13 protein-coding genes are annotated in these 14,218 nt (G+C 66.1%); 9 read left to right on the forward strand and 4 right to left on the reverse strand.

Translation table 11 applies throughout. The features are described 5' to 3' along the window. Positions 1-17: 17 nt before the first annotated feature. Positions 18-2,477, reverse strand: a complete 2,460-nt coding sequence (locus IEY68_RS27665; RefSeq protein WP_082681089.1) for a phosphoketolase family protein — start codon at positions 2,475-2,477, stop codon at positions 18-20. A gap of 823 nt (positions 2,478-3,300) precedes the next feature. Between IEY68_RS27665 and IEY68_RS27670 the strand changes: the two genes are divergently transcribed. The 6 genes from IEY68_RS27670 (at position 3,301) to IEY68_RS27695 (ending at position 9,590) form a co-directional block, all read left to right on the forward strand. Continuing rightward, on the forward strand, positions 3,301-3,873 hold the full coding sequence (locus tag IEY68_RS27670) for an FKBP-type peptidyl-prolyl cis-trans isomerase (protein WP_058856519.1): 573 nt from the start codon (positions 3,301-3,303) through the stop codon (positions 3,871-3,873). A 252-nt stretch (positions 3,874-4,125) separates the two neighbouring features. Next, positions 4,126-5,508, forward strand: coding sequence for a trigger factor (gene tig, locus IEY68_RS27675; RefSeq protein ID WP_058856530.1), 1,383 nt, complete (start codon positions 4,126-4,128; stop codon positions 5,506-5,508). Between the two features lie 529 nt (positions 5,509-6,037). Then, the gene (locus tag IEY68_RS27680) at positions 6,038-6,628 is read left to right on the forward strand and encodes an ATP-dependent Clp protease proteolytic subunit (RefSeq protein ID WP_058856520.1); all 591 of its coding nucleotides are present in this window, start codon (positions 6,038-6,040) and stop codon (positions 6,626-6,628) included. A gap of 88 nt (positions 6,629-6,716) precedes the next feature. Beyond that, the gene (locus tag IEY68_RS27685) at positions 6,717-7,382 is read left to right on the forward strand and encodes an ATP-dependent Clp protease proteolytic subunit (protein WP_058856521.1); all 666 of its coding nucleotides are present in this window, start codon (positions 6,717-6,719) and stop codon (positions 7,380-7,382) included. Between the two features lie 362 nt (positions 7,383-7,744). Continuing rightward, complete coding sequence (clpX, locus tag IEY68_RS27690; RefSeq protein ID WP_058856531.1) at positions 7,745-9,025, forward strand: ATP-dependent Clp protease ATP-binding subunit ClpX; 1,281 nt, start codon at positions 7,745-7,747, stop codon at positions 9,023-9,025. Between the two features lie 100 nt (positions 9,026-9,125). Next, positions 9,126-9,590: a hypothetical protein gene (locus IEY68_RS27695; RefSeq protein WP_058856522.1), complete on the forward strand. Its 465-nt coding sequence runs from the start codon at positions 9,126-9,128 to the stop codon at positions 9,588-9,590. A 7-nt stretch (positions 9,591-9,597) separates the two neighbouring features. Here the strand turns inward: IEY68_RS27695 and IEY68_RS27700 are convergent, their stop codons facing one another. Further along, positions 9,598-10,167, reverse strand: a complete 570-nt coding sequence (locus IEY68_RS27700) for a carboxymuconolactone decarboxylase family protein (protein WP_058856523.1) — start codon at positions 10,165-10,167, stop codon at positions 9,598-9,600. Positions 10,168-10,382: 215 nt separating this feature from the next. Beyond that, positions 10,383-10,760, reverse strand: a complete 378-nt coding sequence (locus tag IEY68_RS27705) for a nuclear transport factor 2 family protein (RefSeq protein ID WP_058856524.1) — start codon at positions 10,758-10,760, stop codon at positions 10,383-10,385. Between the two features lie 453 nt (positions 10,761-11,213). Between IEY68_RS27705 and mihF the strand changes: the two genes are divergently transcribed. Both mihF and IEY68_RS27715 read left to right on the forward strand, forming a co-directional pair. Continuing rightward, positions 11,214-11,528 carry an integration host factor, actinobacterial type gene (gene mihF, locus IEY68_RS27710; RefSeq protein WP_030523251.1) on the forward strand — a complete coding sequence of 105 codons (315 nt, stop codon included), beginning with the start codon at positions 11,214-11,216 and terminating at the stop codon, positions 11,526-11,528. 183 nt (positions 11,529-11,711) lie between these two features. Next, positions 11,712-12,149 carry a DUF6841 family protein gene (locus IEY68_RS27715; protein WP_058856525.1) on the forward strand — a complete coding sequence of 146 codons (438 nt, stop codon included), beginning with the start codon at positions 11,712-11,714 and terminating at the stop codon, positions 12,147-12,149. A 32-nt stretch (positions 12,150-12,181) separates the two neighbouring features. Here the strand turns inward: IEY68_RS27715 and IEY68_RS27720 are convergent, their stop codons facing one another. After that, entirely contained in the window at positions 12,182-12,922 is a 741-nt protein-coding gene (locus tag IEY68_RS27720) for a TetR/AcrR family transcriptional regulator (protein WP_058856526.1), read from the reverse strand. A 105-nt stretch (positions 12,923-13,027) separates the two neighbouring features. Between IEY68_RS27720 and IEY68_RS27725 the strand changes: the two genes are divergently transcribed. Further along, positions 13,028-14,197 carry an FAD-dependent monooxygenase gene (locus IEY68_RS27725; RefSeq protein ID WP_058856532.1) on the forward strand — a complete coding sequence of 390 codons (1,170 nt, stop codon included), beginning with the start codon at positions 13,028-13,030 and terminating at the stop codon, positions 14,195-14,197. Positions 14,198-14,218 lie beyond the last annotated feature (21 nt).

A 14,218-nucleotide genomic window follows, 5' to 3' on the forward strand; every position in this document is an offset into this window, starting at 1 on the left:
CTGCGCCGCCGGCCCGGCTAGCCGGGCCAGCGCCAGTTCGCCACTTCGGGGATGTCCTCGCCGTACTCCCGCGTCCAGGTGCGGGCGCGCAGGCGGGCGTCGACCATTCGCTGGCGCAGACCGGCCCCCTGCTGCCGCAATGCCGGAACCCGGTCGATCACATCCATCACCAGGTGATACCGGTCGAGATCGTTGAGCATGACCATATCGAAGGGGGTCGTGGTGGTGCCGCGCTCCTTGTACCCCCGCACATGTAGACCCGAGTGATTGGTGCGGCGGTAGGTCAGCCGGTGGATCAGCCACGGATAGCCGTGGAAGGCGAAGATCACCGGGGAGTCCCGGGTGAACAGGGTGTCGAATTCGCTGTCCGGTAGCCCGTGCGGATGTTCGTCGGCCGGTAGCAACCGCATCAGATCGACCACATTCACCACTCGCACCCGCAGCCACGGCAGCTCCTCCCGTAGGATCGCCGCGGCGGCAAGGGTTTCCAGAGTCGGCACATCGCCGGCGCAGGCGAGGACCACATCCGGAGTGGTGGCCGGCTCGTCGCGATGGCCGGCCCATTCCCAGATACCGATACCGCGGGCACAGTGCAGGGCGGCCTCGGTGGCCGGAAGCCAATCCGGTTGCGGTTGTTTACCGGCCACCACCACGTTCACGTAGTGGCGCGATCGCAGGCAGTGGTCGTACACCGACAGCAGTGTGTTCGCGTCCGGCGGCAGATACACCCGGACGATCTCGGGCTTCTTGTTCAGCACCACATCGAGGAAACCCGGGTCCTGGTGGGTGAAACCGTTGTGGTCCTGGCGCCACACATGCGAAGACAACAGATAGTTCAGGCTCGCCAGCGGCTGCCGCCACGGTACCGCCGCGCTCGCGTCCAGCCATTTGGCATGCTGATTGAACATGGCGTCCACGATGTGCACGAACGCCTCGTAACAGGTGAACACCCCGTGCCGGCCCGTGAGCAGATATCCCTCCAGCAGGCCCTGGCACATATGCTCGGACAGCACCTCGATCACCCGGCCGTCGCGATCCAGTTTCTCGTCGTGGTCCCCGATCTCGGCCTGCCACTTCCGGCCGGTGACCTCCAGGATGTCCTGTAGCCGGTTGCTGGCCAGCTCGTCCGGAGCGAAGGTCAGGAAGTTATCGGGATTGTTGGCGGTGACCGTGCGCAACCAGCCGCCGAGCACCCTGGTCGCCTCGTGCTCGGTGGCCCCGGGTCCGGGAACGTCCACCGCGAACTCCCGCCAGTCGGGCAGTCGCAGATCCCGTACGAGTGAACCCCCGTCGGCTACCGGGTTCGCGCTCATCCGTCGTCCTCCGGCCGGTACTAGCCGGCACAGTTCGGAGACCGGCGCGCCGGATTCGTCGAACAGTTCCTCGGGCCGGTAGGAACGCAACCACTCCTCGAGTACTGCCCGATGGGCGGCATTCTCGCGGGCGGCCGGTAGGGGCACCTGATGCGCGCGGAAGGTGCCCTCCACCGGCTCACCGTCCACGACCGGTGGTCCGGTCCAGCCCTTCGGCGTGCGCAGCACGATCATCGGCCAATGCGGGCGGGTGGTATCGCTGCCGTCCCGGGCGGCGCGCTGGATCTGGGCGATCCGTTCCAGGCAGGTGTCCATCGCGGCGGCCATATCCTGATGCACCCGGGCAGGCTCGGCACCGGCGACGATCAGCGGCTCGTAACCGTAGCCCCGCAACAGTGAGACCAGTTCGTCCTCGGGAATACGTGCCAGCAGAGTCGGATTCGCGATCTTGTATTCGTTCAGGGCGAGGATCGGTACCACCGCGCCGTCGCGCGCCGGGTTCACGAATTTGTTGCAGTGCCAACTACCCGCCAGCGGGCCGGTCTCGGCTTCACCGTCCCCGACCACGCAGAACACAGTGAGATCCGGGTTGTCCAGCGCGGCACCGAACGCGTGCAACAGCGAATATCCGAGCTCGCCGCCCTCGTGGAACGAGCCCGGCGTCTCCGGGGCGCAGTGGCTGGGAACCCCTCCGGGAAAGGAGAACTGGGCGAACAGCGCGCGCATCCCCTCGCCGTCGCGGGGGATATAGCTGTACAGCTCGGAATAGGTGCCCTCGAGCCATGCGCAGGCATTCGGCCCCGGACCGCCGTGTCCGGGCCCGGCGACGAACACCGCGTTCAGATCGCGCGCCAGGATCGCGCGATTCGCGTGCACCCACACCAGATTCAGACCCGGCACAGTGCCGAAATGCCCGAGCAATCGGGGTTTTATGTGCTCGGGTGCCAGCGGGTCACGGATCAGCGGATTGGCCCTCAGATAAATCTGCCCGACCGCCAGATAATTGGCCGCCCGCCACCACGCGTCGAGGGCTTCGAGCTCCTCGGGATCCAAAGGTCCCGGCGCCGCCGACAGCACATAAGGCCGGGGCGCGACGGATTCACCACCGCGACCGCCCACATTGTCGGCACCGGTGTCCCCGCCTGCACTCGCCAACTGCGTCATACGCGGAACCTCCTGGAGGTCGTGGTCGCGCCGGGCCGCCGCACCCCCCGGGTGCGGATTGTCACCACGATAGCTGGAGGTGTGCCACACTGCCCCCGGTTCGCGGGACGACGTCCGGCGGAACTTCTCTGCTCTCACTCCCGCCATACCCGTACCGCAGAGCGGAAATCTGTGCCCCGGGCCCTGACCCGTGGGTCACCCGGAGAAAGAGCGTCCGAGTCCCGTCCCGCTCGGACATCGAGGGAGGAGCCGACCCCGGTGCGGGGACCCACCATGTGTACCCGGGATCTGTCAGATCGGTACACCCGAAGGGCGCCCCTTCGCGGTGGAGGCCCGCCCGATCCCGGAGCGACCGAGTGAAGGAGCGCAGAGACCGACCGCGTGCGTCCGGGCCCGGCCGTTGATCGGTGGCCATCGACCACTGGCGGAGCCGTGAGCCTACCCGCGCTGATCAAGGCATACGTTCGTACGCACCTTTCGTCTACTCCGGATGGTCCACCTCAGTGGCGGGGCCCGCCCGGGTTCTGGAGCGACCGAGTGAAGGAGCGCAGAGACCGACCGCGTGCGTCCGGGCCCGGCCGTTGATCGGTGGCCATCGACCACTGGCGGAGCCGTGAGCCTACCCGCGCTGATCAAGGCATACGTTCGTACGCACCTTTCGTCTACTCCGGATGGTCCACCTCAATAGGCGGGGCCCGCCCCGGTTCTGGAGCGACGTAGCGAAGGAGCGCAGCGACTGAGCGAAGGAGTGAAGAACCGGGGTTAATAGGGCCCCGCCAGCGGCGCCGAAGGCGCCGCCAATAAACACAGTAGGGTGCGGCCCATGCAGACAATCGGCAGGATCATCGCTGTCACCGCCTTCGCCGCGGCCGCCTGCGGCCTCACCGCGTGCGGGTCCGGTGACACCGGCAGCACCGCGACAACCTCCACAGCGGCCGATTCGTCCGGCGTCCCGGGACAGTCCGCCCCCACCGAGTCGAAGGGCCGCGAATGCACGGCCGACGATATCGATGTGCAGGGGGGCTTCGGTGCGATCCCGCAGATCACCCTCCCCGACGACTGCGACCCACCGAAGCAACTCGTGACCAAGGATCTGGTACCCGGAACGGGCCCCGGCGCCGCTCCCGGCCAGCAACTGACCATGAATTACGCCCTGGTCACCTGGTCGGACGAGACGCAGCTGGACTCCTCGTTCGACCGCGGCGAACCTTTCGAACTCACCCTCGGCGACGGTATGGTCATCCCCGGCTGGGAGCAGGGACTCGAAGGGGTTCAGCAGGGCGGGCGCCGGTTGCTGATCATTCCGCCCGAACTGGGCTACGGCGCCGGTGGTAACGGGGTGAAGCCGAACGAGACGCTGGTCTTCGTCACCGACGCGGTCACCGTACGGAGTTGATTCGCCCGCCGTCGGCGGGGCGAGCGACACCATGAACACCGCTACCGGGCTGCAAGGCCTACGACCCGGTCAACTAACCTGGTCGGGATGCGTATCCCGGGCGCGTGAAACCGCAGGTGCTCGCCGTTCCGGACGGTACGCCGAGGGTGCGTACCCGCGCGCCGTCGCCAGACCACGCGCCATCACCCGGCCACCAGCACGGATATCGTGCGAGCCGGCGAACACGAACCGACGAGAACAAGGAGCATGTCCGTGAAGAGCACCGTCGAGCAGCTGAGCCCGACCCGGGTCCGGATCAATGTCGAGGTGCCCTTCGAGGAGCTGAAGCCGGACTTCGATCGCGCCTACAAGGCCTTGGCCAAGCAGGTGCGCATTCCCGGCTTCCGCCCGGGCAAGGCGCCGGCCAAGCTGCTCGAGGCGCGCCTGGGCCGCGGCGCGGTTTTGGAGCAGGTCGTCAACGACGCCCTGCCCGGCCGCTACAGCGAGGCCGTCACCACCGCCGACGTGAAGGTCATCGGTCAGCCGGAGATCGAGATCACCAAGATCGAGGACGGCCAGGAGCTGGCCTTCACCGCCGAGGTGGACATCCGGCCGGAGATCGTCCTGCCCGAGGACTACAGCACCATCGCCGTCACCGTGGACGCCCTCGAGATCACCGATGCCGATATCGATGAGCAGCTGCAGTCGCTGCGTCAGCGTTTCGGCACCCTGAACGGTGTCGAACGTGCCGTCCAGGAAGGCGATTTCGTCTCCATCGATCTCTCCGCGACCGTCGACGGTGCGGAGGTGCCGGAGGCCGCGACCACCGGTCTGTCGCACGAAGTCGGGTCCGGTCAGCTCATCGAGGGCCTGGACGAGACCCTGATCGGGCTGTCGGCCGGAGAGTCCAAGGAGTTCACCTCCACCCTGGTCGCCGGCGAACACGCCGGCCGGGAAGCCGCCATCACGGTGACACTCGGTTCGGTCAAGGAACGGGAACTGCCCGAGGCCGATGACGAATTCGCCCAGCTCGCCAGTGAATTCGACACCATCGACGAGCTGAAGGACGATCTGCGGTCCCGCGTCGAGCGGGTCAAGAAGGTGCAGCAGGCCGGCGAAATCCGCGACAAGGTGCTCGAGCAGCTGCTCGACAGCGTCGAGGTGCCGCTGCCCGAGGCCGTGGTGAAGGCCGAGATCGATGCGGTGGAGCACGACGCGGTCCACGGTTTCGACCACGACGAGGCCAAGTTCGCCGAGGCGCTGGAGGCGCAGGGCTCGAGCCGCGAGGAGTTCGACGCCGATACCAAGGAGGCCGCCGAGAAGTCGGTGAAGACCCAGCTGCTGCTGGACGCGGTCGCCGAGGCCGAGGGCACCCAGGTCGGCCAGGAGGAGCTCACCGAGCGCATCCTGTTCCAGGCCCAGCGCTACGGGATGGCCCCCGAACAGTTCATCCAGCAGGTGCAGCAGGCCGGCCAGCTCGGCGCCGTTTTCGCCGATGTCCGCCGCGGCAAGGCCCTGGCGGAAGTGGTCGGCCGGGTGACGGTCACCGATTCCGAGGGCAACAAGGTCGACACCGACGAAATGTTCGGCAACACCAAGGAATCCGACGCCACCGACGAGGCGGCCACCGAGGAGTCCACCGCGGACACGGAGTAACCCACTCGAGGATTTGCATGCAGGAAGCCCTGGGACCTGAGGCGGTGTTGGCCATCCGGAGACAGAACACGATCGACAACTGTCACCGGTTCGCGCATGCCGAGGGCCCCGGGGTTTCTTCGTCCCCGCGACTTCGATCCTCGATCGGCCACCCGGCCGCCGTGTGGCCGGTCGTTCAGGTAAGGGCGGTCATTGGGCACCTACAGTGTTCTGCATCCAGCGAGGCCGGTCGAGGCGCACCTTTGCGCACACCTTCCACCTGCTCCGGACGGTCCACCTCAGTGGTCGGGGCCCGCCCCGGTTCTGGAGCGACGAAGCGAAGGAGCGCAGCGACTGAGCGTAGGAGTGAAGAACCGGGGTTAACAGGGCCCCGACCCCGCGCCGCCGGAGGCGGCGCCATCAATATTGCGCTCTGAGCGAATCGGGGTGGTACCGGGAGTTCGGTGCCGCCCTGCTTCGTTAATGTTTGTGACAGCAACGAGCCGGCGAGAGAAGGCAGGTATCCGTGACAATCAACCAAGCCGAGGTCATGACAGCTCCGACCGCTGGGCTCACTCTCAGCGATTCCGTGTACGAGCGCCTGCTGCGTGAGCGCATCATCTTCCTCGGCACCCAGGTCGACGATGACATCGCGAACAAGATTTGTGCGCAGATCCTGTTGCTGTCGGCGGAGGATCCGACCAAAGATATTTCGCTCTACATCAACTCGCCGGGCGGGTCGGTGAACGCGGGTATGGCGATCTACGACACCATGCAGTACGCCGAATGCGATATCGCGACCACCGCGATGGGTCTGGCCGCGTCCATGGGCCAGTTCCTGCTGACCGCGGGCGCGAAGGGAAAGCGTTTCGCGCTGCCGCACACCCGGATCATGATGCACCAGCCGTCGGCCGGTATCGGTGGTTCGGCCGCGGATATCGCGATCATGGCCGAGCAGTTCGCTTACACCAAGCGTGAGCTCAACGAGTTGCAGGCAATGCACACCGGTAAGCCGGTGGAGCAGATCAACGCCGACGCGGATCGCGACCGCTGGTTCACGCCCGATCAGGCGCTGGAATACGGCTTCATCGACCGTGTGATCAGCAATGCGCGCCAGGCGGGCGGCACGGGCAGCAACTAGGGCGTCGTCCGCGAATCCGGGCGGGATCGCCGGCCGGTTTTCGCGAATCCGTCCAGCGGACAGCTCACTCACAGACTTGGAGACGAATATGCCCAATCCGATCGATCCTCGCGGCCTCGGCGGTATCGCCCCGGCGGGCCCGCAGTCGCGCTACATCCTCCCGTCGTTCATCGAGCATTCGAGTTTCGGCGTCAAGGAATCCAACCCGTACAACAAGCTGTTCGAGGAACGCATCATCTTCCTCGGCGTGCAGGTCGACGACGCGTCGGCGAACGACATCATGGCGCAGCTGCTGGTGCTCGAATCGCTGGATCCCGATCGTGACATCACGATGTACATCAATTCGCCGGGTGGTTCTTTCACTTCGCTGATGGCCATCTACGACACCATGCAGTACGTGCGTGCCGATGTCGCGACCGTCTGCCTCGGACAGGCGGCTTCGGCGGCGGCGGTGCTGCTGGCGGCCGGTACTCCGGGTAAGCGCGCCTGCCTGCCGAATGCCCGGGTGCTGATCCATCAGCCGTCGGTCGAGGGCGGTATCCAGGGTCAGGTGTCGGATCTGGAGATCCAGGCGGCCGAGATCGAGCGTATGCGCCGGTTGATGGAGGCCACGCTCGCCCGGCATACGGGCAAGGATGCCGAGGTGATCCGCAAGGATACCGACCGCGACAAGATCCTGACGGCCGAAGAGGCCAAGGAGTACGGGATCATCGATACGGTGTTCGACTACCGCAAGCTCAGCGCCCAGAAGTGAGGCGTGTCCGGGTCCGGCGCGCCGCGTGAGCGGTACGCCGGGCCGGCCGGGGCAGCGGTTCCCGGCCGAGGTGGATTCCATGCGACGCATCCCGACACACCCCGGGTGATCCGATGTCCGAGAAAACGTGCCGCGACGCGGTATCCGCGTGAATCCCCGCACAACCGCGACGAGAAACCTGCCCGAGTTGTCGACCTCCATCGCACACACCGGGTACGGTCAAACCCAGGGACCTTTGTTCCCGGTTGACAGCACCGCCCTTCGATCCGGGTGATCGAGCCGGATTCGCTCCACCGCAGGCGGCGGTCGGCTGGAAGCTGGACGGATGGTTGCACGCGAACAAGGAAGTAGGGACCCACGAGATGGCGCGCATCGGCGACGGCGGCGATCTGCTCAAATGCTCGTTCTGCGGAAAGAGCCAGAAGCAGGTCAAGAAGCTCATTGCGGGACCAGGGGTGTACATCTGCGACGAGTGCATCGATCTGTGCAACGAAATCATCGAGGAGGAGCTGGCCGAGTCCAGCGAGGTCAAACTCGATGAGTTGCCCAAACCCGCGGAGATCCGGGATTTCCTGGAGAACTACGTGATCGGGCAGGATACTGCCAAACGCACGCTCGCGGTCGCGGTGTACAACCACTACAAGCGTATTCAGGCCGGGGACAAGGGTCGTGACGCGCGCGGGGAAAGTGTCGAGTTGGCGAAGTCCAATATTCTGATGCTCGGCCCCACCGGCTGCGGTAAGACCTATCTGGCGCAGACGCTGGCGAAAATGCTGAATGTTCCGTTCGCGATCGCCGATGCCACCGCGCTGACCGAAGCCGGTTATGTCGGTGAGGACGTCGAGAACATTCTCCTCAAACTCATTCAGGCCGCGGATTACGACGTCAAGCGCGCCGAGACCGGGATCATCTACATCGACGAGGTCGACAAGATCGCACGTAAGAGCGAGAACCCGTCGATCACCCGTGATGTCTCCGGCGAAGGTGTGCAGCAGGCGCTGCTGAAGATCCTCGAGGGGACCCAGGCGAGTGTGCCGCCGCAGGGTGGGCGCAAGCATCCGCATCAGGAGTTCATCCAGATCGACACCACCAATGTGCTGTTCATCGTGGCGGGCGCGTTCGCCGGTCTGGAGAAGATCATCTCCGACCGTACGGGCCACCGCGGGATCGGTTTCGGCGCCGAGGTGCGGTCGAAGGCCGAGATCGACACCACCGATCACTTCTCCGAGGTGATGCCGGAGGATCTGATCAAGTTCGGTCTGATCCCCGAGTTCATCGGCCGGTTGCCGGTGGTGGCGTCGGTGACCAACCTGGACAAGGACTCCCTGGTGAAGATCCTGTCCGAGCCCAAGAACGCTTTGGTGAAGCAGTACATCCGGTTGTTCGAGATGGACGGTGTGGATCTGGAGTTCACCCGTGACGCGCTCGAGGCAGTGGCCGATCAGGCGATTCTGCGCGGTACCGGCGCGCGTGGTCTGCGCGCCATCATGGAGGAAGTCCTGCAGCAGGTGATGTTCGATATCCCGAGCCGCGACGATGTGGCCAAGGTTGTCGTCGACGCGGATACGGTCAACGACAATGTGCTGCCCACCATCGTGCCGCGTAAGCGGGAGCGTCCGGAGCGCCGCGACAAGTCGGCCTGACCGGCTTCGCGATCGTTCCGACGCGGGAACGGGGCCGGCCCGGAGCCGGCCCGCTGTAATCTCGGTGGCCCCTCGGCATTCGTGCGATGGAGAGCAGGTCATGGCGACACAGCTGCGTGCGCGGGACGAACGGTTCGGGCGTCGCTGTGACGCCGATACGCCCACGCGGTCGATCCGCGTGGGCGTATTGCTGTCCTCGATCGCAGCCGTGCTGGCCTCGTGCCTGCTCACCACTGCTCCGGCCGGTGCGACCGTGCGCGAGGTCAGTGTGACACCGGACCTGAACACCGGTATCCGGACGAACTACGGCACCGGGTGCAGCTACACCGTGCGGGCCTGGCTGAGCGAGGCGGTGACCGAGGTGACGTTCCTGGACAACGGGGTCCCGTTCGCTACGCTCCCGCCCGCCGGCGGTGGGCTCGCGCTGGTGCACTGGGTGCCCGCTTACGAGGGCGACCACACCCTGCAGGCCGTCCAGCCGACCGGCGGCGACGACCAGGCGCCCTATGTGCAGGTCTTCGTCGGCCGTGGTGAGCACATCGGCTACGCGTGCTGGGTCATCTGAGCCGGATTCATGCCCAGGGCACCCGGCAGGAATCGGTGCTGAATCCCTGCGCGGTGATGCCCAGAGCGTGGTTGTTGCGTGCCCGGGAATTTTCCAGGGCGATCTGATAGGTCAGTTCGACGACCTCCGCGCGGCCGAAGCGTTCTACCAGGTCGGCGACCTGCTCGTCGGTGACGGTCATCGGGGTGGCCGTCATGGCGTCGGCATAGGCGATGGCCGCGCGCTCGTCGTCGGTGTAGTGCGGTGACGTCTCGTAGTCGGCGATGTGCTGGAGACGGTCTATGTCCAGGCCGTCCAGCCGCTGCAGCATGGTCCCGAAGTCGACGCACCACGAACAGCCGATGGTCCATGCCGTCCGGTAGACCGCGATTTCACGGATATTGGCCGGTAGTTTCTTCGATACCTTCTCGGCGAGCATTTCGTGCACCCCACCGGCGACCAGGATTCCGGTGTGATGCGCGCCGACCGCGAAGGGTTCGGGGACTTCGCCGACTTTGCGCTTGGCGAACCAGTACAGCGCTCTGGTCAGTGGACCGGCGTTCTCCGGGGCTACTGCGGGAATGCGTGAAGTGCTCATCGGGTCTCCTCCTGAGGTGGGTAAGTTGTCCCTGCAACTCGGACGAGATAGCGACCCGTGGCGTGACGCCCCGGAGCGCCTACGGTGACGGCCGAGCGCACCCGTGCCCTGAGATCAGGCTATGCCGGGTGCGCGGTGGGGACCAGGCCGGTCGTAGGCGGCTCCGGGGCAGAGCGATGCGGCGGCTCAGCGCAGTCGAGCCGCCGCATCGCGGCTCATTCGGGTTCGACCGACATATCCTCGGCGCTCCAGTAGGCGCGCATCCGGATGATCCGGCCGTCGTCGTCGAACTCCATCGCATCGATCGGGCTGAGCGTCATCCGCTGCCCGCCCGCTCTGGTTACCAGAGTGAACACGAAGGCGGCGTGGTTTCCGGCGATCCGTACGGTCTCCGGGGCGAGGCTGGTCTCCCGCTCGAGGCTCGCGATCACGTCGTAGAACTCGCGGATGGCCTCGTGCCCCTGTTTGGGCTCGGTGCCGATCGGGTCCTCGATCACGGCGTCGGGGGCATAGAGATCGACGATATCCGCGGTCGGTCCGGTGCCGACCAGTTTCACGTACTGTTCGACTACATCGCGGATCTCCCGTGCCATCACCACTCCTACCGAAATGAAACGTGTTCTAGGTTCGGGAGCGTAGCAGTTGCTTGCGCGTCCGGTATAGGAATCGGCGCGTGACAGGATATTCGCATATCCGCCCACCGCTGTGTTGTGGCCGGATAATGCCAGGTAGAGACGGTGAACCCGCAGAGCGGGCGGGTATCGCCGCTGATCCCTCGGTTCGCCGTTGAACCGCCGCCGTGCAGGTATGTGTCTGCTGATAATTTCGCAGCGAACACTTCGAGTGTTACGTGTTCCAGGCGGTATTTTGCGCAGGAGCCTATTGGCCGGGTGTCCGTGATCCGGGTGCCCTCCGGGCGAGCGAATCAGAAATCATTGCTATGACTGCAGGTCCGGACGGTGTGTCGATCGTTCGGTGTCGGTATTGTGATGTTGAATCGACCCGGTCAACCAGATGTTCGAGCGATGAGTGAAAGCGGAGGAGATATGGCACTGCCAACGATGACCGCGGAACAACGCACGGAGGCTCTGGCCAAAGCGGCGGCGGTGCGCAAGGCGCGCTCCGAACTGATCGGTCAGGTGAAAGACGGCAAAGTCTCTGTCGCCGACCTGCTGCGCAAGGCCGATAGTGATGAACTGGTCAAGAAGACGAAGGTGGTCGCCGTGATCAAGGCGCTGCCCGGCGTCGGCCCCGTGAAGGCCGCCAAGCTGATGGACCAGGCGGATATCCCGGAGGATCGCCGGATCGGCGGGCTGGGCGCCCGTCAGCGGGCGGCGCTGCTGGAGGCGCTGGCCAACTGAGGAGGGGGAGCGTCCGGCTCGGACGCTCCGAACTCCGGCCGTGGCCGAGCCGGTCGGTGAAACGACCGGCGTGGCCCGGCGTGGCTGTCGCGAGCCGTCGTATCCGATCACGCGCGCCGATTCGGCGCGTCGGTTCCGGGCGGTTCGCGGCCCCGATCGGGGGAGTATGGCTACCGTGGCCGTATGGCCATCCGCGAAGAACTCGATGCGTTCCTCGACGAATATCAGTCCACTCTGAGCGCCTACGACGCCGAACGTACGGCCGCGCTGTGGGGGACCCCCGGCACGATAGTCGGCGACGATTTCGTCGGTGCGCTGCATTCACGCGACGAGATGGCCCAGGGGCTGGCGCAGGCTCATCCCATTTATCAGATGCTCGGTTTGACGCGCGTCGACCATACCGTGATCGATTACGCGGAGCTGACCGGTTCGCTGATTCGTGTGCGCGTGCGCTGGCATTTCTACGACAGCGACGACGACCTGCTGACCGATAGCGATTACGAGTATCTGTTGCGCCGAGACGACGAGGGATTGCGTACCTACGTCGCGGTCGCCATCGACGAGGCGGAGAAACTGTCCCGGCTGGCGGCGGACCGGGGAATCAGGTTGCCGGGGATGTGACCTTTCGGCGTCCGGAAGCGGCCGGCCCGGAATTATGCGTCGGTCGCGCGGGCGCCGCGCTCGGCCAGTAGTGCCGCTATTCCGTCGAGAATGCGCTCGGTACCGAATTCGAGGGCGGCATCCCGCTGGGGTGTCCGTGCATGGTGCCCGGTGGGGGCCGCGGGTTCCGATATCGCCGCGGTCAGCTGTGGAAACCGGCCGCCGGCCAGTTCCAGCGCCGCGGCCATCGCGCCGGTGAATTCCTCCTCGGTGGCTCCGGGGCCCACTACTTGCTGCGCCAGGCTGCGCACATGCCCGTTCAGCACGACGAGCGTGTCCAGCCGCTCCGGCCCGGTCAGTTCGATATCGGCCACCGCTGCCAGCGCGGATTCGGTCCAGCCCAGTTCGTTGGGGCCCATCGGCCGCGCTCCGGCCAGTAGTTCCATCACCCACGGGTGGCGCCGGTAGCGCTCGAAGGTCAGCAGGGCCCATGAGCGTAGGCCGCTGCGCCACGGCTCGGGGCCCGAGGTGTCCAGGACGGGCAGCCCGTTCATGGCCTCTTCCACCATCAACGCGGTGAGTTCGGCCTTTCCCGGGAGGTGGCGGTACAGCGACATCTTCGTGTAGCCGAGCCGGTCGGCCAGTCGCTGCATCGACAGGGCGGCCAAGCCTTCGGTATCGGCCAGTTCGACCGCCGCGGCGACGATCGCGGACCGCGTGAGGGTGGGTTTGGGCCCGCGGGTCGGTCGCCGGTCGGTTCCCCAGAGCAGCTCCAGCACGGTCGGCGTGGCCATCGGATGCCTTTCGGAGGTGGTTGACGTGGAACTGTGTCTACCATACGCTGAATCGCGTCCGATGGAAACAGTTTCTGTTGGACGCAGACATGGATGGAGTTCATCATGCAGAACCGCACCGTTCTCGTCTCCGGCGCGAGCATCGCCGGCCCCGCGCTCGCCTACTGGCTCGACCACCACGGATTCGATGTCACTGTGGTCGAGCGCGCACCCGCCCTGCGTCGTGGCGGTCAGGCCGTGGACTTCAAGGGGTCCGTGCAACGCACGGTGCTCGAGCGGATGGGCGTCTACGACGAGATCCGGCGGCGCAGTACCGGGGCCACCGATATGGTCTTCGTCGATGCCGGCGGCCGGGAACAAGCGCGAATGTCCGGCGACTTCACCGGCGGCGATGTCGAGATCCTGCGGGGTGATCTCGCCCGGATCCTCTATGAGCTCACGGCCCGGCGCTGCGCTTACGTGTTCGGGGATTCGATCAGCGCGCTGCGGGAAACCGCCGATGACGTCGAGGTCGAATTCGAACAGGGGCCGCCGCGCCGGTTCGACCTGGTGATCGGCGCGGACGGTATCCATTCCCGGGTGCGCCGCCTGGCGTTCGGGCCGGAAGAGGAGTTCGTCCGGCATCGCGGCTACTACTACGCCATCGCCGGGGAGCCGCCCGCGAGTGAACGCGAGGACGGTCCGCGCCGGCGGGTCTCACACGCGTACAGCGCGCCGGGGCGGCTCGCCGTGCGCGGTGGTCCGAAAGCACAGCAGCTGTACATGTTCGCCGCACCCGAACTCGGGTTCGCCGACGACGCCGAGAAGCGTCGAGTACTGGTCGAGCAATTCACCGGGATGGGCGGCGCGGTACCCGAGATGCTCGCCGAACTCGCGGAGTACGACTTCTACCTGGACGCGCTGGCCCGGGTGCGCATCCCCAGCTATGTGTCCGGGCGAGTGGCCCTGGTCGGCGACAGCGCCTACGGGAACACTCTCGCCGGTTTCGGGACCGGTCTGGCGCTGGTGGGGGCCTACGTGCTGGCCGGTGAACTCGCCGCCGCCGCAGGCGATCACACCGTGGCCTTCGCCCGGTACGAGCAGATCATGCGCCGGTACGCGAAGCTCGGAGGCAGTAGCAGCCCGGGGCCGTTCCTGGCGCCGAAAACGGCCTGGGGTCTGCGACTGCGCAACTGGTTCCTGGGGTCGCGCTGGTTCGATCTGATGGACAGGTTCGCCGGGGACGCCAAGGACGATATCGATCTGATCGACTATGCCGGTGTGGCGCCACGGTAGCGTGCAGGACAGCTCGCCGGT

Source organism: Nocardia jinanensis, assembly GCF_014645735.1.
GTDB classification, from domain to species: domain Bacteria; phylum Actinomycetota; class Actinomycetes; order Mycobacteriales; family Mycobacteriaceae; genus Nocardia; species Nocardia jinanensis.

What these genes read in the sequence shown, in the direction of transcription:
- IEY68_RS27665 (WP_082681089.1), bottom strand. Translation starts at nt 2,477, where the DNA reads ATGACGCAGTTGGCGAGTGCAGGCGGGGACACCGGTGCCGACAATGTG.
- IEY68_RS27670 (WP_058856519.1), top strand. Translation starts at nt 3,301, where the DNA reads ATGCAGACAATCGGCAGGATCATCGCTGTCACCGCCTTCGCCGCGGCC.
- IEY68_RS27680 (WP_058856520.1), top strand. Translation starts at nt 6,038, where the DNA reads ATGACAGCTCCGACCGCTGGGCTCACTCTCAGCGATTCCGTGTACGAG.
- IEY68_RS27685 (WP_058856521.1), top strand. Translation starts at nt 6,717, where the DNA reads ATGCCCAATCCGATCGATCCTCGCGGCCTCGGCGGTATCGCCCCGGCG.
- clpX (WP_058856531.1), top strand. Translation starts at nt 7,745, where the DNA reads ATGGCGCGCATCGGCGACGGCGGCGATCTGCTCAAATGCTCGTTCTGC.
- IEY68_RS27695 (WP_058856522.1), top strand. Translation starts at nt 9,126, where the DNA reads ATGGCGACACAGCTGCGTGCGCGGGACGAACGGTTCGGGCGTCGCTGT.
- IEY68_RS27700 (WP_058856523.1), bottom strand. Translation starts at nt 10,167, where the DNA reads ATGAGCACTTCACGCATTCCCGCAGTAGCCCCGGAGAACGCCGGTCCA.
- IEY68_RS27705 (WP_058856524.1), bottom strand. Translation starts at nt 10,760, where the DNA reads ATGGCACGGGAGATCCGCGATGTAGTCGAACAGTACGTGAAACTGGTC.
- mihF (WP_030523251.1), top strand. Translation starts at nt 11,214, where the DNA reads ATGGCACTGCCAACGATGACCGCGGAACAACGCACGGAGGCTCTGGCC.
- IEY68_RS27715 (WP_058856525.1), top strand. Translation starts at nt 11,712, where the DNA reads ATGGCCATCCGCGAAGAACTCGATGCGTTCCTCGACGAATATCAGTCC.
- IEY68_RS27720 (WP_058856526.1), bottom strand. Translation starts at nt 12,922, where the DNA reads ATGGCCACGCCGACCGTGCTGGAGCTGCTCTGGGGAACCGACCGGCGA.
- IEY68_RS27725 (WP_058856532.1), top strand. Translation starts at nt 13,028, where the DNA reads ATGCAGAACCGCACCGTTCTCGTCTCCGGCGCGAGCATCGCCGGCCCC.